This window comes from Paracoccus maritimus, from assembly GCF_025195095.1.
Lineage (GTDB): Bacteria > Pseudomonadota > Alphaproteobacteria > Rhodobacterales > Rhodobacteraceae > Paracoccus > Paracoccus maritimus.
In genome coordinates, this window is record NZ_JANAVZ010000025.1 from 1 (window position 1) to 18,199 (window position 18,199).

The 18,199-nt window shown below is 60.8% G+C and carries 15 protein-coding genes; 2 read left to right on the plus strand and 13 right to left on the minus strand.

Annotation, left to right across the window (positions count from 1 at the left end):
* Positions 1 to 18 precede the first annotated feature (18 nt).
* The 10 genes from MU516_RS18855 to MU516_RS18900 all read right to left on the minus strand — a co-directional run bounded on the left by MU516_RS18855 (position 19) and on the right by MU516_RS18900 (position 13,049).
* Positions 19 to 162 carry a hypothetical protein gene (locus MU516_RS18855; protein ID WP_260278766.1) on the minus strand — a complete coding sequence of 48 codons (144 nt, stop codon included), beginning with the start codon at positions 160 to 162 and terminating at the stop codon, positions 19 to 21.
* A gap of 191 nt (positions 163 to 353) precedes the next feature.
* Positions 354 to 2,006 (minus strand): Na/Pi cotransporter family protein, encoded by a 1,653-nt coding sequence (locus tag MU516_RS18860; RefSeq protein WP_260278750.1) that lies wholly within the window; start codon positions 2,004 to 2,006, stop codon positions 354 to 356.
* A gap of 158 nt (positions 2,007 to 2,164) precedes the next feature.
* Positions 2,165 to 2,761 carry a histidine phosphatase family protein gene (locus MU516_RS18865; protein WP_260278765.1) on the minus strand — a complete coding sequence of 199 codons (597 nt, stop codon included), beginning with the start codon at positions 2,759 to 2,761 and terminating at the stop codon, positions 2,165 to 2,167.
* Between the two features lie 14 nt (positions 2,762 to 2,775).
* Complete coding sequence (locus tag MU516_RS18870; RefSeq protein ID WP_260278751.1) at positions 2,776 to 3,876, minus strand: ABC transporter ATP-binding protein; 1,101 nt, start codon at positions 3,874 to 3,876, stop codon at positions 2,776 to 2,778.
* Positions 3,873 to 5,618 carry an ABC transporter permease gene (locus MU516_RS18875; RefSeq protein WP_260278752.1) on the minus strand — a complete coding sequence of 582 codons (1,746 nt, stop codon included), beginning with the start codon at positions 5,616 to 5,618 and terminating at the stop codon, positions 3,873 to 3,875. Before MU516_RS18875 ends, MU516_RS18870 begins: the two co-directional genes overlap by 4 nt.
* A 60-nt stretch (positions 5,619 to 5,678) precedes the next feature.
* A complete protein-coding gene (locus MU516_RS18880) occupies positions 5,679 to 6,803 on the minus strand; it encodes an ABC transporter substrate-binding protein (protein ID WP_260278753.1) in 1,125 nt (374 codons plus the stop codon).
* Between the two features lie 7 nt (positions 6,804 to 6,810).
* The gene (locus MU516_RS18885; protein WP_260278755.1) at positions 6,811 to 7,659 is read right to left on the minus strand and encodes a MurR/RpiR family transcriptional regulator; all 849 of its coding nucleotides are present in this window, start codon (positions 7,657 to 7,659) and stop codon (positions 6,811 to 6,813) included.
* A gap of 554 nt (positions 7,660 to 8,213) precedes the next feature.
* Positions 8,214 to 9,266 (minus strand): 2,3-butanediol dehydrogenase, encoded by a 1,053-nt coding sequence (locus MU516_RS18890; protein WP_260278756.1) that lies wholly within the window; start codon positions 9,264 to 9,266, stop codon positions 8,214 to 8,216.
* A 94-nt stretch (positions 9,267 to 9,360) separates the two neighbouring features.
* Positions 9,361 to 11,160 carry an NAD(P)/FAD-dependent oxidoreductase gene (locus MU516_RS18895; protein WP_260278758.1) on the minus strand — a complete coding sequence of 600 codons (1,800 nt, stop codon included), beginning with the start codon at positions 11,158 to 11,160 and terminating at the stop codon, positions 9,361 to 9,363.
* Positions 11,161 to 11,300: 140 nt separating this feature from the next.
* Entirely contained in the window at positions 11,301 to 13,049 is a 1,749-nt protein-coding gene (locus MU516_RS18900) for a sigma-54-dependent Fis family transcriptional regulator (RefSeq protein ID WP_260278759.1), read from the minus strand.
* An 880-nt stretch (positions 13,050 to 13,929) separates the two neighbouring features.
* On the opposite strand from MU516_RS18900, the gene MU516_RS18905 reads away from it, so the two are divergent.
* Positions 13,930 to 15,237, plus strand: a complete 1,308-nt coding sequence (locus MU516_RS18905) for a DUF2254 domain-containing protein (protein WP_260278760.1) — start codon at positions 13,930 to 13,932, stop codon at positions 15,235 to 15,237.
* A 204-nt stretch (positions 15,238 to 15,441) separates the two neighbouring features.
* On the opposite strand, the gene MU516_RS18910 is transcribed toward MU516_RS18905, so the two are convergent.
* Positions 15,442 to 15,624 (minus strand): hypothetical protein, encoded by a 183-nt coding sequence (locus MU516_RS18910; protein ID WP_260278761.1) that lies wholly within the window; start codon positions 15,622 to 15,624, stop codon positions 15,442 to 15,444.
* A 185-nt stretch (positions 15,625 to 15,809) separates the two neighbouring features.
* On the opposite strand from MU516_RS18910, the gene MU516_RS18915 reads away from it, so the two are divergent.
* Positions 15,810 to 16,970 (plus strand): alcohol dehydrogenase catalytic domain-containing protein, encoded by a 1,161-nt coding sequence (locus MU516_RS18915; protein ID WP_260278762.1) that lies wholly within the window; start codon positions 15,810 to 15,812, stop codon positions 16,968 to 16,970.
* A gap of 51 nt (positions 16,971 to 17,021) precedes the next feature.
* Here the strand turns inward: MU516_RS18915 and MU516_RS18920 are convergent, their stop codons facing one another.
* Both MU516_RS18920 and MU516_RS18925 read right to left on the minus strand, forming a co-directional pair.
* Positions 17,022 to 17,894 carry an alpha/beta fold hydrolase gene (locus tag MU516_RS18920; protein WP_260278763.1) on the minus strand — a complete coding sequence of 291 codons (873 nt, stop codon included), beginning with the start codon at positions 17,892 to 17,894 and terminating at the stop codon, positions 17,022 to 17,024.
* Positions 17,895 to 18,014: 120 nt separating this feature from the next.
* Positions 18,015 to 18,199, minus strand: a 185-nt coding sequence (locus MU516_RS18925) for a ribbon-helix-helix domain-containing protein (RefSeq protein WP_260278764.1), incomplete at its 5' end; no start/stop codon positions are given.

Sequence of the window (18,199 nt, forward strand, 5' to 3'; positions counted from 1 at the left end):
GCCACACGACCTGCTGACCTAAGCAGCCAGATTTTCCCGACATAGGACGTTGTCCGACCTGACATACGCCGGAGGGCCGCGCAGGATGAACAGGTCGGTCAACGCATCGACCACGTCAACGGAATTGAGATTTCGTTCGACACGGATCGTCAGACCGACCATGCACTAACATTCAACCCAGACCACTTGATGGGGGCAGACCACCCCAGTTCCTACACCACCCCGTGGGACGCTATCCGCAGCACCGCGCCAGCCAAGCAATGTGGGGTTCAGCCGTCGTTTACCTTCGAATCTAATAAACTCGCGTTCTTGGTGATTTCGCCGCGTGTCGCCCTATTGGGCACCGGCGCGGCCTAGGTCAGTCTGCTTTTCAGCAGATCGCCTGATTTCAGCAGGATGGGATAGCCGACCATGCAGAACGCGGTGTTTACTTGTTTGAGGGCGCGCAGGGTTTCCTGGTGGATGTTGCTGGTCTCAATGCTCTCAACCAAGCCTTCACGCAGGCGGCCGATATGACTGCGCTGCAGCTTTTGTTCGACTTTCCGGACCTTTTCTTTGGCGGCGACAAGTTCGCGGGCCTCTGCGGGGTTTTGGTTCATCATCACGTTCAAGGCAAGCTGCACATTGCTTTGTACACGAGCTGAAAAATCTGCGATCTCGTCGCGGCCCTGGGGCGAAAACCGGAATTTTTGCGCATCAAGTCGTTTGGCAAGCTCTAGCATGATACGCGCAATCGCGTCAGAGGCCGAATCTAGACCGGACGAGATTGACGCAAGGTCCATCGACCTGCGCCCAAGGTCTTCGTCCAGACCTTTCTGACCCAGACGCGCCAGATACAGCTTCACCTCAAGATGCATCCGCTTGATCGTCGCGTCCTGATCGCGGATTGCTGCCGCAGCGGAGCTGTTCCACGTGTCATAAAGCGGCTCAACCGCGATCAACATCCGCTCGATGTTCTGTCCCATGCTCAGCAGTTCGCGCGCGGCACAATCCAAGGCGCGGTGCGGTCTGTCCAATGCGGTCTCATCCAGCGCGCTGGTCGAGGTAAGCGCGGTTGCATCCAATGGTTTGTCTTGCATCACGCGGGTCAAAATCGAAGTGATAACACCGACAAATGGCAAAGCCACCAGAGCCAACACCAGATTGAACACCAGATGCAGATTAATGGTCTGGCGCGCCGCCGTTGTGCCAAGCTGATCCATCAGGTCCGGCAGGAATGCCAACAAAATGGTCGTAAGAACTGCCCCACCCCCGCGCAAAATGAGGTTCGCCATCACCATGCGCCGCGATGCGATTGGGGCCGATAGAGTCAGCACATAGGCAATGAACGCCCCCCCCAGATTGGCGCCAAGGATCATCGCAACTGCGGCGGGAACCGGCAGCACGGCTTGCCCCGCCAGTGTGACAAACAGCAAAACTGCCGCGACGCTGGAATGCACGACCCAGGCGAAAGCCGCGCCAAGCACAAAGGCGGTCAAGAGGTCCCGCCCCAGATAGGCCATGACCGTTTCGGTGGTGGGATTTGCGACCAAAGGTCCGGTGGCCGCGCGGATCAGCTCGAGCGACACGAGGATCAGCGCCAGCCCGATCATGATACGCCCGACCTGCCGTGTGCTGCCCTCTGCGCGCAAGAACAGTACCACGCCGACCAGCAGCAGTAGCGGGGTCAAAAAACTAAAGCGCACCATCAAAAGCTGCGTGACGACGGCAGATCCGACATCCGCACCGAGCAGGATCGTCAGGCCCACAACCGTCGCCAAGCCGCTCTTGGCAACAAAATTAGACACCAGAACCGCAACCGCCGTCGAACTTTGCAAAAACACCGCCGCCGCCATGCCGGATGCCACCGCAACCAGCCGGTTCTTAGCGGAATGGCGCAACCAGATCCGCAAGTAGGCTGCAAAACCGCGCTCGACCCCGGTGCGCACCAATCGCACCGACCAGATCAGCAAGGCGGCAGCACCCGCGATGTTGAGAAGGAATTGGATCAAATGCGGTTCATCCAAAGGGGAAACTTTCTGTAAGAGGTTGGGTCAGCCTGAATAAAGCTCGGTCGGCGTTACAGCGTTCGGTTTACGGCCTGTCCGACAGGCAATCGGTTCGGATGACAATAGACCAGATGCCTTCGCACCGAGTCGCGAAAGTGCTTCGGCGTCAACGGCACTCAGTCGGCCACAGCCTCAGCCGGCTGGGGCGCAAACAGGCCGATGTTATAGCCTTCCAGCATTGCAGAGGCGGCATCGGCACCATCAAAGTGAAGGATCGTTCCGGTGCCGGGGGTGACGGGCGACAGGCTGTGTTGCGGCAGGCCAAGGAAGGCGACCATAGCGGCGCGTATCACCCCGCTATGAACGACAGCCAAGACATCACCGTCGGTCTTGCGCATCCAATCGCGCAAGCCTTCCGCCACGCGGGTTTTGAATTGGTCCCATGTCTCGCCACCTTCGGGATGGAAGGTGCCTGCGCGCCAGGCCCAATATTCGTCAGGACGTTGGGCGATTAGGTCCGGTTTGCGCTGACCCGTCCAGACTCCCATGCTCAACTCGCGCAGGCGGGCGTCCGCCGGCGCGTCCGGAAAGCCGATCAGGCCCACCGTCTCGCGGCATCGCCCCAGGTCGGACGAGACCACCTGTTTGGGTTTCAGCGCGGCGATCATCGGTTTGAAGCCTAAGGCCTGTTGGATACCACGCGACGAAAGCGGCGCATTGTCATGCCCTTGCAACCGCTGCTCGGCGTTCCAGATCGTCTCACCGTGGCGCATCAGGATCAATCTCATCATGCCACCCTCCGACCATCGGGATCGAAGACCGCATCCGGATCGCGCAGGAAACACAGATCGATCTCGGCCCCCGGTTCGGCGCGGAAACATCCATCGACCATGGCGGTCACCCGCAGGTCCCCGATCATGCAAGTCACCATCGACTGGCCCGCAATCGGGGCCGACTCCGCGTAGGTCGCCTTCATTGTCGGGCGGCCATCTTGCGCGCCGACCGTGATGTCCTGTGCGCGATAGAGCAATTGCGCAGTGTCCAGATGAGGAGCAATCGCGCTGACCGCCAAGGAGATGCCGTTGAATACAAACCCATCCCCATCGCGTGTCACGGGCACAAGATTGCCAGCAGGGGTGCCCAGAAACGTTGCCACAAAGGTGGTTTGTGGCTTAAGCAGCAATTCATCGGGCGGCCCGAATTGTTCAACCCGACCATCGCGCAGTACGGCCACATGGGTCGCCATTGTCATCGCCTCGACTTGGTCGTGGGTGACGTAGACCGAGGTTGCCTTGGTACCGCGGTGGATCCGCATCAATTCACTGCGCATATCCACGCGCAGCTTTGCATCAAGGTTTGACAGTGGCTCATCCAGCAGCAGGATGCCCGGACGTGGCCCGATGGTGCGGGCGATCGCCACGCGCTGCTGCTGCCCGCCGGAAATTTCTGCCGGATAGCGATTGCGCAGGGGCTCGATATCAAGGAATTTCATCACCTCGTTGGTCCGCTCCGCGCGCTTTTGCTTGGACCAGCCTGCCACCTTGAGGGGCCAGTCGATGTTGCCTTCCACGGTCTTGTGCGGCCAAAGCGCGTAGCTTTGAAACACAAGTCCCGCGTCGCGGGCAGCGGCATTGGTTTGCACCCCGGATGCACCGCTGGATACGACCTTACCGCCAAAGGAGATCTGCCCTTCTGTCGGGGGTTCCAATCCTGCCAGCATCCGCAACAGCGTGGATTTCCCACACCCTGACGGTCCGACAAGCACAAGAAACGATCCGGGTGGGACGCTAATGTTCACGTCGTCCACGGCGACGCTTTCCCCGAACCGCTTTGTCAGATGCTCAATCGCGATTGCGGGGGTGGTGGTGATCTGGTCCTGAGCGGTCATGCCGATTTCCATCCCTGAATTTTATTTTGCATAAGGTAGACCAGCGCCGAGGCCATCAGGCAGATCACAAGAATGACCAGCGTGATGGCATTGGCGAACTGCATGAAACCCAGTCCGGCATAGTTGAAGGCCATCATGCTCAGCACCGGCGTGGTCGAGCTGAACAGCAACACAACCAAAGACAGGTCGCGCACGATCTTGATGAAGACCAGAATGCCCCCCGCAAGAATCCCACGAACCGCCAAGGGCAACACGATTTCGGTCATGCGCCGAATGGGGCCTGCGCCGGTCATCCGCGCGCTTTCCTCGATATCGCTGGAAATCTGGCTAAGCACAGCGCGCCCTGATTGCACCGCGTAGGGCATCAGGTTCGCCGTCGCCGCCAGCACCAGCAAAGTGAAGGTGCCATAGAGCGCCGGAATGCGGCCCATCGACGTGCCATACATCGCGATATAGGCTGCGGCCATGGCGATGCTGGGAATGAACAGCGGCAGGAACGCAAGCTGGCTCAGCGTGTTGCCAAGGAAGGTGCCCTTGTAGCGCACGATCGTATGGGCAATGACCAAGCCAACCAACATTGTGGTGCCCGCAACGCTCAGGCCAAGACGTATGGTTGTCATGATTGAGCCGAGCAAGATCGGATCGCGGAAAATGCCCGCTTGACCCTGCGCCAGATCCGTCCCGGCGGGGCCGGTCCAGAAATGTAGCGTCCAGTTGGAAAACAGGCTGCCGGATTGCTCTGCCATGCTGGACGCGAACAACACCAGGACAGGGATCACCGTGGTCATCATGCCTAGCGCGACAGCGGCGACGAACAGAGGCCAGCGCCAAAAGCCAAGCGCGAAGCGTTTGGTGCGCGCGCCTTTTCCAGTCACGGTCGTGAACGCCTTTCGCCCCGACACCAGCCGGTCGCTGAAGAACAACAGGGCGGCTGCAGCAAGGATCAGGATCAAGGCCAGCACATAACCGCGCTCGATATTGCCGGTCTGCACCATGCCGTAAATGCGCGTGGACAGCGTTTGCATCCGCACGGGCGCGCCCAGCAAAGCGGGTGCCGCAAAGTTGGACACTGCGCCCGCGAACGTCAGCATTCCACCTGCGACAAGGGCGGGTGTCACGACAGGCAGGATAATCCCGAACAGAATAAGCGATTTCTTCGCGCCCGCCATTTCAGCGGATTCAACCAGATCGGCACTCACCGAACTCAGCGCGGCGGCGATCATAGTATAGGCGAGCGAGTAGTAGTGCGCGACCAGCACGACCAGCGTCGGCAACAACCCCCAGGCCAGCCAGTCGGGAATAGTGACGCCATTGGCGGTAAAATACCCCGGCTGCCCGCCCAAACGGTCGTTGCGAAACAGCGTCCCCCAGGCAAGGGCGGCGGCAAAGCTGGGGATCATGAAGGGCAGTGTCGACAGAATGCCGAGGAACCGCCGGAACGGCACATCGGTCAGCACAACCAGCCACGCCAGAAACCCACCCAGCAACAGACATCCCGTTGCAACACAAGCCCCCAGGATCATCGTGGTGGTGATCGGCTTCCACAACAGGTTTGGTGACAAACGGCTGTTGGTCACATCCGCCCATGCCGCAAGTCCGTCCGGCGTCAGCGAGATTTGCACGATTCGAAGCAGGGGAAAGATCACCAGAACGGCCGTGATGCAGACCATGATGAAAGGGACAAGGTTGCGCGATTGAAGCAGTCGAGCGACGCTACCCCGCTGGCGGATTAGTTCTGTCATTTTGAAAGTCCTTGGATGCCCGGGAGGTGCCCACGCTATGCGGGCACCCAGGTTGCGTCGCTACTGAAGCACGAGGATCAGATCGAGGACACGGGCACGGGCCGCACCCGTCGCAGCGGGATCCATCGTCCAAAGGTTCAAATCTTCAAGCGGAATGGCATCGGGGTGATCTTCGATGGTGCGTCGCGCGGCGTAATCCCCTTGGACATAGAACGGTTCAAACCCCGGTCCGCCCGTGGGGCTATCATCCCCCATCATGAAGTCGATCAACAAGCGTGCGGCCGCAGGATTGGGGGCGTTCTTGGCGATCGTCAGCAACGCCGGGAACAGGATCCCCGCGGATGGCACCGTGTCATTCGAGATTTGCAGCGCCCAGCCTTCTTCTTCGTTGTCGCGGGCGGCGGAATAGGTTGTCCAACCGACCGACGGGTCAGTCGCGTTGATGTCCCCAACCGCAGAGCGCAGCGCTGAACTGCTGCTGACCATGACCAGATCGTTGTTGAACAGATCGCGGATGAATTGCTCTCCGGCACCTTCAAGGTCATCGTCAACGATGATGGGTGTGCCGAACTGGGCCTCGTATGCTTCCGCCATTTCGTCATTGCGCAAGGAAATTTCTGTTAGCAGATCAAGCGCTTCGCCGCGCTGACTTGGGTCTTCCATCAGCACCTTGCCGCGCCACTCGTCGGTGGTGAGCTGCCAAAGGTTCGCGATGGGCGTGCCGTTTGGATAAGCCGCTTCGTTATACATCAAGGCGCGGGTCGACAGTCGGTGTGTCAGCAGGTCGGCCTGCAATTCTGCAGGCACCTGATCGGCGACGCGCTGCGGGACATATTTCGTCACCATGCCATTGGGTAGCAAATCGCGCAGAACGACCGGCGCTTCGGACAAATAAAGAACATCGACCGCATAAATCTCGGCGCGTTGTTCTGCTTCGAGGCGCGCAATCTGCTTGGTGGAAGTGATGTCGAGTCCGATCAGATCAATGCCCGGATATTTTGCCTCAAACGCGGTTTCTATCCGCGCGATCCGGCTGGAAAGGGAAAACACCGTGACACTGCCTTCGGTCTTGGCAACCTCGTACAACTCCTCGGGCGGCATGGTATCCAGATCCTGCGCCATCGCGGGCGCAGTCGTCATCAGCACCGCGACCAGCACGGCGCCCGTCATAGAATATTTCATCATTCCCTCCTCAGGGTTTATTGAAACTATCAAACAGCGTTGACAGTTTTTCCAATGCGCCAATCGTTTCCTCCTCGTGGCGCGCGACCATCGTCAGCAGAATTGCGCCGACGATGACGAATGGAACGGTTGGTGTTTGAAATTCGCTGCCGGATCGTCCGCGCGGAGCGGCAAGCACCATGTCGGGTTCCGGCGTCATAATCAGGCCCGCCAGATCGGATACAAGAATGGAGGCCGCCCCTGTGCTGCGGACATGCTGCATCATCGGTGCATAGGTTGATGGCTGCTTGCGAAAGGCCATCGAAACAACGACATCGTCTTTCGATATTCCAACCAATCGCTCTGCCACATCGTGGCCGCGTCCGGTCAGGGTCACCGTAGTCATGCCGAACCGGTCCAGCCGCCGTGTCAGGAACTGCGCCAAGGGCAGCGCGTGACCCTGCGCGAACACAAACACCTTTTTAGCGGCGAAAATTGCATCCGCCGCGTCATCCACGGCCGATTGCGAAATCAGGTCACCAAGGTTTTGAAGCGCCGTGACCTCCGACGCGATCAGATCAGACAGGTAGTTCCCTTTTTCTGCCGACTTGACCGAGCGTTGCATACGCCGCGCCGCATCCTGCGCATTGAGCATTTCGTCCTGCAGCACTTTGCGCAGTTCAGGGAAACCTTTGTATCCCAGCTTTTGCGCCAATCGCGTCGGCGCAGCCCCGTGGACATCAATCCGTTCTGCCAATTGCGGGCCAGAGAGGAACACCAACTCCTCGCGCCGGTCTAGCAGGGCCGCGACCATTTTTTGGTCGGTGGCCGTCATGCGATCAGCGGATTGTGCGAGACGTGTAAGAAAGTCCGAAGGCATAGAATGATTCCTTTCAGCAAACAAACGAAAGGAAATTTTCTATTCTGTCAAGTTTATTTCTGACTTGGACCTAACCGAGGCGTCGACTCTCTCAATTGACCACCATGCTGGCCAGGGTTGCGGGAAAAACGGCGATGTTCTTTCCCGCAAACCGCGTGCGCGATGTGTCCGCGCTCGGTATGTACCAAGGCAGAAACTACACGCATTCGATGAGACGGATGAAATCAGCAGAATTTCGAGTTGAGATATATCAACGAGGACTGGGTCGGGCGCTATCCGCTCGGTGGTCCAGACGGAAAGTGGTCCGCGGGGATTCGGCATCGCATCCGCATCGACAGGCGAAAGCAGTCGTTCGCTGCCGCCATCTGACGGGATGCAGCGCGCGGAACTTACCTCAGGGTTTCGATACAGGGGGCGCGTGGAAAATTTGAAAGTCCGCGCAAATTGCAAGGATGTGCTGGCAGCAGGCGAGGCTCTTCATGCCGCGCCGAAATGTCGGCGATCCGGCCGCTTTTTCCGTATCAGGGCGGCCGGATTTTCTTTCCTGCGGGACGTCAGTCGGGTGCCTCGACGAGGATCTTCACGTGAGACTTCTCAGCGACAAGCGCCTCGAACCCTTCAGCGACAATGTCATCCAGCGCGATCCGCTTGGTTACCAGTTGATCGGCATTGAAATAGCCCTGCTGCATCAGCGCCATGACGGCTGGATAAACATTGCGGTAAGCAATCGTGCCCTGCAGCTGACGCTCCTTGAGCACAATGGTGTTGGGCTGGAATGAGGCTTCGGCTTCCCAGATCGATACCACCAGAACCTGTCCCTCGTGCCGGGTGGCGTCGATGCACTGAGGCAGAACCTGCGGCACGCCAGTCACCTCGAACGTCACATGGGCACCGCCCGTCGCCTTGCGGATCGCGGCGACCGCATCCGTTGCCGATGGGTCAATCACCGAGGTCGCGCCAAGATCCAGTGCCTTTTGCCGCCGCACCTCGGAAGGTTCCACGACGTGGATCTCGGATGCGCCCGCAACGCGCAGCGCCTGCACCACCAACAGCCCGATCGGACCTGCGCCAAAGACAGCAGCCTTGTCACCGGCCTTGATCCTGGACAGTCGGACCGCGTGCAGGGCAACCGCGGCTGGTTCGACCAACGCCCCCTGTTCCATCGACAGACCGTCCGGCATCCGGTGAGCCATGCGTGCCGGGACGACGCTGCAGGCGGCAAAACCGCCATGGCCACCGGACAGGCCGACGAAGCCCAAGCTGTCGCAGAGGTTGTACTTGCCTTCGAGGCAGGCGGGACATTCCCCGCAGGCGAAGATCGGTTCGATGGCGACGCGATCTCCGACTGAAAGGTCGGTGACGCCTTCACCCAGTTCGGCAACGGTGCCACAGTATTCGTGACCCATCGTTATCGGAGCCTGATCGTGGCTCAGAGGATGGTCCACGCCAACCGGGATGAAGATTGGTCCGGCAAGATATTCGTGCAGGTCGCTTCCACAGATTCCGGTCCAGGCGACCTTTATCCTGATTTCGCCCGGGCCGGGGATTGGATCAGGGATGTCTTCGACGCGGATGTCCTTCACGCCATGCCAACGTGCTGCTTTCATGTGTCTTTCTCCCATGTCTGTCAAAGTTGCGCCGGGCGGAATGATTTTGGCCAAGCGCCCAGGCGTGCCGCTGCTCGGCACACCGCTACGCGTGTCACGACAGGTGATGCACTTGCTGAAGACCGTAGACGGGGGTCTCGATCCCTTCCATTCGCGCCTTCAACTGCAGTGCAAGATACAGCGAGTAATGCCGCGACTGGTGCAGGTTGCCGCCGTGGAACCACAGGTTTTGCTGTTGTGTCGGTTTCCACATGTTACGCTGCTCGCCTTCCCAAGGACCCGGATCCTTGGTGGTGTCAGAGCCAAGGCCCCAGACCTTCCCCACCTTGTCGGCGACTTCCTGACTGATGAGGTCGGCAGCCCAACCGTTCATCGAACCGTACCCGGTCGCCATCACCACCAGATCGGCATCCAGATGCGTGCCGTCCGACAGCACCACTCCGGTCTCGTCAAAGCGCTCCAACTGGCCCTTTACGAGCTTCACCTCGCCGTCGATAATCAACTGACTTGCACCGACATCGATGTAGTAACCGGAACCGCGCCGCAGGTATTTCATGAACAGGCCCGAACCGTCGTCACCCCAGTCCAGATCGAAGCCTGCCTTTTCGAGCCCTGCGTAGAACTCGGCATCGCGTTCCCTCATCTGGTCATAAAGCGGGATCTGAAACTCGTGCATGATCCGATAGGGCAGAGAGGCAAAGACCATGTCGGCCTTTTCCGTGGTCATCCCGGATGCCACCGCCTTTTCGCTGTACAAGGCACCCAGTCCGATTTCCATCAGCGTGTCCGAGCGCACGATATGCGTTGACGATCGCTGGACCATCGTCACATCGGCATCCGCTTCCCAGAGCGCGGCACAGATGTCATGGGCCGAGTTGTTCGAGCCCACGACGACCACCTTCTTGCCGCTCCAGGCATCCGGGCCTTCATGTTGCGAGCTGTGCTGAATTGTGCCCTTGAAGCTGTCCATGCCGGGAAACTCTGGCATGTTGGGCTTGCCCGACATGCCGGTGGCCAGCACGAGTTGCATTGGCCGCAGCGTGACCTCTTCGCCATCGCGGTTGACCTTTACCGCCCAGGTCCCGGTGTCCTCGTCGTACTGGGCGCTCTGAACCTCGGAACGGGTCCAGTAGTTGATCTCCATCACCTTGGTATACATCTCAAGCCAGTCTCCGACCTTGTCCTTGGGCGTGAAGACTGGCCAGTTGTCGGGGAACTTGATGTAGGGCAGGTGGTCATACCAGATCGGATCATGCAGGCAGAGCGACTTGTAACGCGACCGCCATTGATCGCCGGGCCGGTCGTGCTTGTCGAGAACGATGGTCGGAACCCCAAGTTGGCGCAGCCGCGCACCAAGGGCTATGCCGCCCTGTCCGCCACCGACGATCACTGTGTATGGCTGCTTGGCATACCCCAGTTCGGCCGCCTCAGCTTCGCGCATTTCCTTCCACGATTTCCGGTTCTTTGCAGCGCCGTGTTCCGCACCCATCGGGCGCCGATTGCCCTTGTTCTCCTCAAAGCCCTTCAATTCCTGAAGGGCGGTCAGCAGCGTCCAGATCCGCCCTTCTTTCAGGCGCATCAGGCCCCAACCCCGGCCCACTGCGGTCTCGAAGGTAATCCATGCGGTGATGACACCCCCATCTTCGCCGGGAATTTCGCCATCCTGAACGGCAAACTCGCGCGGTTTGGTGTGTTTCAACTGCGCCCTCAGCATGTCGTGCACACCTGACGGCCCCTCTACCGTCTTCAAGTTCCATGTCACGGCGACCAGGTCGCGCCAGTAGCTGTCGGTGGCAAACAGCGTGCTTGCAGCCTGTGCGTCGCCAGCCTGCAAGGCAGCGTTCAAGCTGTCGAGCGTCTGCTGCACCTGTGCATTGGATGTCGAGTCTAGCATTGCGTCTCCTCCTCATCAGCAATGTGATGAGCAGACAGTGGCGAAAGAAGCTGCATCACCTCCACGCAAATCTGGCCAAAGTCCCTGCTTTCAGCACTGCTGCAATGCAGCATGTTGCGCATGCAACGCGGCGCAACATTTTAGTCTGGTGCGCGCAACCTTTCCTTGCGGATACGGCGCAGAACGGTTGAACGGTTGACCCCCAGACGGCGCGCGGCGCGGGCCATGTTCCAGTTGCAGGCGTCCAGCACCGCTTCCAGATCCTGCTCTTGCTTGCGCGCCTGCGAGGCGGCAGGAAGATCCGGAAGGTCGATCACACTGCTCTCTGCCAATGCGCAGGCGACATCGAGAACATTCCCGAGTTCGCGAAGATTTCCCGGCCAGTCACGAGCCATCAATTCGGCTCGTGCCGAAGGCGTCAGGCGCATTTCACCACCGCTGCGCCGACTGAGCAGACGGTCGATCAACCAGCCCAGATCCTGCCGCTCGCGCAGAGGGGGAAGTTCGAGCACGGACCCCGAAAGCCGGAATAAAAGCTCCGACGGCAGCGCCTCTCGTGAAGCACCTGGTGTAAGGGACTGACCGCTTGTTGCGACAGGACGCAGATCGGGATGCGCATCCAGAAGGCCTGGCAGCAACTGCGCGGTCTCTGATGACAGGTTCTCGATGCGCAGCAACAGCAGTGTTGTCGGTCCGCTCTGAGCAGACAGCGCTTCGCGCATATCCTCCGGTCCTGCTCCGGCGCAGTCCAGAACCGCGAACCCTCTGCGACGAGAGGCCATGTGAATGGCGCGCGCTAGCTTGGTCTTGCCGCTGCCACTCTCTCCGCAGATCACCAGCGGGACAGATGTCGACGCAAGCCGCTCTGCTTGGGACAGGACGCGTGACATGGTTGGATCGCTTCCTGCCAATGCCCCGCCAAACCAGCCCTGCGCCCGTTTTTGCAGAGCGTGGTTCACCTTTTGCATCCGTCGCGGCGCCTGCGGTGCAATCGCATGTCCGAACACCGCGCCGCCATCGTCCAGAGCCACGACCCGCTCTTCTGTCGGACGGTCGCGCATCAGATCGGGCAGGTCATCGACACTCAGCCCCAACAGGCTGTCGATAGGAGCGCCGATCAGGTTCCTGCCGCCCGAAAGCATCCGGGTTGCGGCGCGGGTGGCGCCGATCACTTTGCCTGAACCATCAAGGGCAACGGCCGCTTCAGGGTCCACATCAAGGAACTCGGGACTGGATGAAAACCGTAGCACCCATTCTCCACGGCTTGCAGCCATGAGGTTCGCCATCTCGACGCGTCGTGCAGCCGCCATGACCAGGGACATCGCAAGGTTCTGGCTGCTTTTTGGGGACGGTGAGCGCAGCAGCGAGATATCGAGTACCGCCGCCAATTGACCCAGACTGTCGTATATCGGCGCGGACGTGCAGGACAGATCCGTATGCGCGTTTCCGAAGTGGTCATCCTGATGGACAGTCACCGGTTCGCCGGTCACGATGCACGCACCGACGCCGCATGTCCCGGCAAGATCCTCGGACCAGTTCGAGCCCAGGTAAAGGCCTGCTCCGCGCAAATCGTCCAGAAAGAGATCGTCACCGAAAAAATCGACGCAGACGCCTTTGGCATCCGTCAGCAGCAGCACGTAATTCTGCCCGGCGACCTGCCGGAACAGATTTTGGAGACAGGAGCGTGCAGCCCCGATCATCCAATCGGCCTGCTCGCGGTGTGTGCGAAACTCGGCATCGGTGACGATGTGGGCCGGATCACGGCGTGTCGGGTCCATGCCGTAGATCTCGACGCATCGCCGCCAGGAAGCATCCACATAACTGTCGCGGCCAGTCGCATGACCGTCCAGAACCTGCGCGATCTCGTCGACGTGATGACGTTCGACCATGAAAACTTCCTCCTCGCACCATAGTACAACCACGATACGATGATGCGATGGTGGACTTTGGTCGCGGACTTTGATGATTTCAGATCACGTCGGCTTGAACGACGAGGTTGTCAACGGAACGGCCGCACGATCCTTTGGTCCCAACCTGCTCCGACGGCAGCTTCGGAAAGCCAATCTGGGTCACCCTATCGGCAGTTGTGGACCGGGCGCTACCGACCGGCCCGGTTTCTCAGTGTTCCACCGCCTCCGCGATGGCGAGCGCATCTTCGATGCTCGTCACCAGCGCCGCACACAGGGCCACCCAGGGAGATCTTGCCGGAACGGCGCGAGGCTATGTGGACGATATCTCCGATATCGAGGACGAACTGAGCGGCATTTTAGCCTATCTGCGGCTCAGGTATCCGCCGGTCAATCGTCGTGGTCCAACCGGCTATGTCAAAACTTGGAGCGGCGGGTTTGTCCGCATAGCTGACCTTATGGGGCGCCGAGGATGCTGCGAGAGGTCACGGATGTTCGACTCGAAGAAGCCGCCCAGCATCATGACCATCCGGGTTGAAGTCGGCTCAGGGCCGGGGACGTCACATTGCGGTCTGTCCGAGAGTCTTATCATACCGATCCTTGTCTCGGCTTTGGGCTGTTCAGGCTCTAACTCCGAGGCCATGCCCCTGACCGTCAAGCGCACGTCGGAGGGCCCGCCCTGTGCTGATCCGGGACCGGACCACTACGCTTGGGAACGACCGCCCGCCTCTTTCGTTGAGACCAGCAGAAACGAGGCGCCAAAGATGAAGCCAAGAGCTATGCCGACGGCCGACCGGACGGGACGTGGCGCAGGTCAGCTGCACGGACTGCGCACCGCCTTGGCCAACGCACGATGAGCCCGTTGCCAAAGCTGCACGCGGTTCGTGCGATCTGGGACGGGGTCAGGACCAGCCTGTGGTTCCTTCCGGCGATCCTGGGCGCTATGGCTCCACCGCTCGTGTATCTTGCGCGAAGCCTGGATGCATTGTTTGACGGCAATTCGCTGCAAGGCAATGCGGCGTGGCTCTATCGGGGCGGGCCAGATCAGGCCCGAGAGATTGTCGCCACCATCCTGTCCGCGATCGGCACAATGACCAGCCTGGTCTTTTCAATCACAATGGTCGTGCTGACGTTGGCCGCCGGACAGTTCGGCCCGCGCCTCGTCCGGAACTTCATGGCACGGCGCCAGACGCAGCTTGTTCTCGGCACCTTCGTCCTGACAATCCTCTATGCCCTTCTGTTGCTGTCGGCGCTTGGCAAGGAACAGCAAGAGGGGACCTTCCCCTCGGTCACTCTGGCCATCGCGCTCGCTGCGCTTTGCCTTGGGCTGTTGGTGGTGTTCATCCATCATCTGGCGACCTCGATCATGTCCGAGACGCTGATCGAGGCCGTCGGAGGCGAACTGGACGACAGTGTGGCCAAGCTGGACCCGGCCGAGCCAGAGCAGAGCTCCGACGTCGACCTGCCACAGGATTTCGACCAGCGGGCGGCCTTCTTCGGGATGGAGGGATTCGGCTATGTCCAGTCCGTCGAGATCGACCAGATCCTCGATGCGGCACGTCGGGCAGACGTCGTGATAGGTATGGACCTGCGGGCAGGAGATTTCGTGATCGCGAACGGTCGAGCCTTCGGGATCTATCCGGCGGGCCGCGCGACGCAGGCGCTGGCGGCGCAGATCCGCGCCGCGATCATGCTTGGACCGCATCGCACGCCGGTCCAGGATCTGGAGTTTCCGATACGCCATCTGGTCGAGATCGCGGTCCGCGCCCTCTCGCCCGGGATCAACGATCCATACACGGCCGTCTCGGTAATCCACCGCCTGTCGGCAGCCTGGCCGCAACTGACGAAGCGCACGGTGCCGACGGGGGTCTATCACGACGTGAAGGGGCGACTGCGCCTGGTCGGTCCCAACATTGATCATGCGGGTCTGATAAACGCGGCCTTCAGCCAGATCCGGCAAGCAGGCGCGGGCATGCCGCTGGTGCTGATCCATCTGCTGAAGACGTTCCGCAGCATGGCACCGTGCACGCGTTGCGCGGCACAGCGCGATGCCCTTGCGGCCGAGATCGAGGCGGTCATCGAAGACGCCCGGCGCGAAATCGCCAACTCGGCCGACCTTCGTGACATTGAAGAACATGCAAAACGCGCCCTTTTGCAGTTGCAGCCGTAATGCCTCCTGCTGCGCCTAGATCAGGGAGCGACCAGTTCTGACAATCTGGACGGATCACAAAGGTCCAACGGCAAATTCGTCTGATCGTCCCGACCTTACTCGGACCATTGCGCTGCACTGAGCGCCCACGCCCCGCTAAGGAAGCTGGTGGCTTCGGCTGGTCACACAAGGGGCCAACTTCGCCCTTGTCCCTTGATTCCGTTTTCAGTGCGCCGTGACAATTGCGCGCTTTGGCGAGACGCCGAGCGCCGCGGCCTGGTTTTGCAGGCGCACGATCACCTCGCGATAATCGGCATTGTGGCTATAGGCTTCGATCGCACGAAGAATGAGCCGCAGATCCTCTCCGGAGACCGAAGCGCGCAAGCCTTTCCGTTGACTGTCCAACATTGGAACCTCCTACTGGTGAAACACACTCAGCGAGTTCTACCAGAGGCCTATCCAGCGGATAGATGGCTTTTTGTATATGTCTATCGCGCGGGCCCTGGCTGTCCGCGCCTTCGGACCGAAAGCGGCGAGTCAACAACTCGGCCGAACCCGGATAGAATCGAGCCGAAGGTAATCCGGAGACGGCTATGACTGAACTTCCAACGCGGATGGCAGGCGTCCTGCTGACCGGTCATGGCGGGCTCGAACGCCTTGAATACAGGACCGACCTTCCCGTGCCGACACCTGCGGACGACGAGGTCCTGGTGCGTGTGACAGCGACCGCGAAGAACAACACCGACCGCAAGGTCCGCGAGGGGCTCTACCCAACCGATAACGACGACGACGTCACCTCTTTCCAGCTCGGCGATGCGCCGACACTCCGCTTTCCCCGGATCCAGGGCGCCGACGTGGTCGGCAACGTCGCCGCGACGGGCGCCGGCGTTGACCCCGCGCGCATGGGCGAGCGTGGTCTTCTGGACTTCAATATCTACGGCGATGCGCGGGACGATCTAAACCTTGTGCCCGACTATTTCGGGCACGGTCGCGATGGCGGTTTCGCGGAGTATGTCGCCGTGCCATCGACACAGTTTCACACCGTCGAACGACCCGACCTTGCCGATGCAGAGCTGGCAACGCTTGGTATGTGTTCTTTCCAGACGGCGTTCCGGATGCTGAACGCGGCCGGGATTTCAGCGGGAGAGCATGTTCTGGTAACCGGCGCCAGCGGCGGCGTTGGAACTGCGCTGATCCAACTGTGCCGCCTGCTTGGCGCCATCCCGCATGCGGTGTCGAGTCCCGGCAAGGATCAGGCGCTGGTCGCGCTTGGCGCAGAGACCGTGATCGACCGAAGCCAGGTCGCCGACTGGCCGAAGGCCGTCGACGAAGCCACCGGAGGGGTCGTGATCGACGCGGTCATGGATCTGGTCGGTGGGGCCTTGACGAACCCGCTGATCGACGTGATGACCCGGCGGATGAGCGCGAGAACCAGCTACCCCCGGCTGTCGATTGCGGGGGCAGGCGCGGGCAACGTGACACGCATCCTGTGGACGAAGATCTACCTGCACCAGGTGCAGATCTTTGGCGTCTCGCACGGTACGCGGGCAGAGGCCGACCGCCTTGTCGCCTGGATCCGCGAGGGCGCCCTGCGGCCGGTCCTGAACCGCGCCTTCAGGCTGTCCGAAATCCACGCGGCCGAGCGTTACTTCGTGGATCGCGACAACGACTTCATCGGCAAGATCGTCCTTGTGCCCGATGCAGAATGGCTCCGGCATGGCGCGCCGTTCGCGGCGCCTGGCGGCGGGCGGTGATGGCCGGTCTAGGCGACGTCTGCGCCGGTCTATCTAGGGGCGACGCCCATGTCACTGCAACTGGCGCTGCCTGAGAAACGTCTGGATCAGCGTCGCGATTTGACCCGCCGCCCGCGGTTCCAGGTGCAGATGGTGGTCCCCGGCGATCTCGACCTGCTCGTAATCGGGAATCAGGCGACCAGCCTCGCGCACCAGATCCGCTAGACCAGGACGGCGATGCAGGATGCCTTCGGTGCCCCAGATGTTCAGCACCGGGCATCTGATCGCACGCAGCACGTCCTCGATCTGAGGGCGCGTCAGCTTGATGGCGGAACTGGCGAAGAGGCGCGGATCGCCGCGCAGGCGGACGCCCTCGGGTGTTTCGTCGAGCGCGCGGTCGGCAAGCGCCTCGGCCACCTGCCGGGTATTGCCCTGGCGGATGCGGCGGGTGATGTAGTGCTCGCGACGCGGGAAGGTTCTTGCCCCGCCTGCGGACCGGCTGCGGCTCTCAAGCAGGAAGGCGCGCAGTGTATCGACCACCGAGGCCTCATTCGGCTGGGGAACGAGGGAATCAAGCGCGACGAGCGCACGCACCCTTTCGGGCAACGCGGCAGCAAAGAGCGTCGCGATGTTCGCACCGCGGGAATGGCCAAGAAGCACAGGGTCCCGCCAATCAAGCTGATCCAGCAGACCCGCGATCTGCGGCAGGTCGTCCCAGATGTTGTAGGTTCCATGTCCCGCGCGATGGCCGCTGTGCCCCTGCCCGCTGAGATCGAGCGCCACAACCCGGCAATCGCACAACAGCGGCGCGAGGGTCTGGAAGCTGTCGGCATGGTCCATCCAGCCATGAAGGGCCAGCACGGGCGTTCCGGCCTCAGGGCCCCAGACCAGACCTGACAGGCGGAGGTCGTCGACAGTCCAGGTTCGCTCATCGGGATTGGTCATGTTGGCTCTTCGAATCTCAGTGGTTCTGTCAGCGCAATGATGCGCCACATCTGCCGCGGCGCACAGAAAACGATCTGCAACAGAGGATCGGGTTCTTTCGACCGTCCGCTCCTGCCAAGATCAGCCCTCATCCTCCGGCTTGGGCATTTCCAGCCATTGCACGAGCGCGCGCCGGATCATCTCGGGTCGTGTCGGAAGGTCTTTTTCCAGGCGCCGCCGGTCATCGATCGCCTCGATGAGCTCGCGCGGAAGGCGCACCGTCAGAGCCTCAGTATCTTTCTTCGGGGGCGCCATGGTAAAACTTT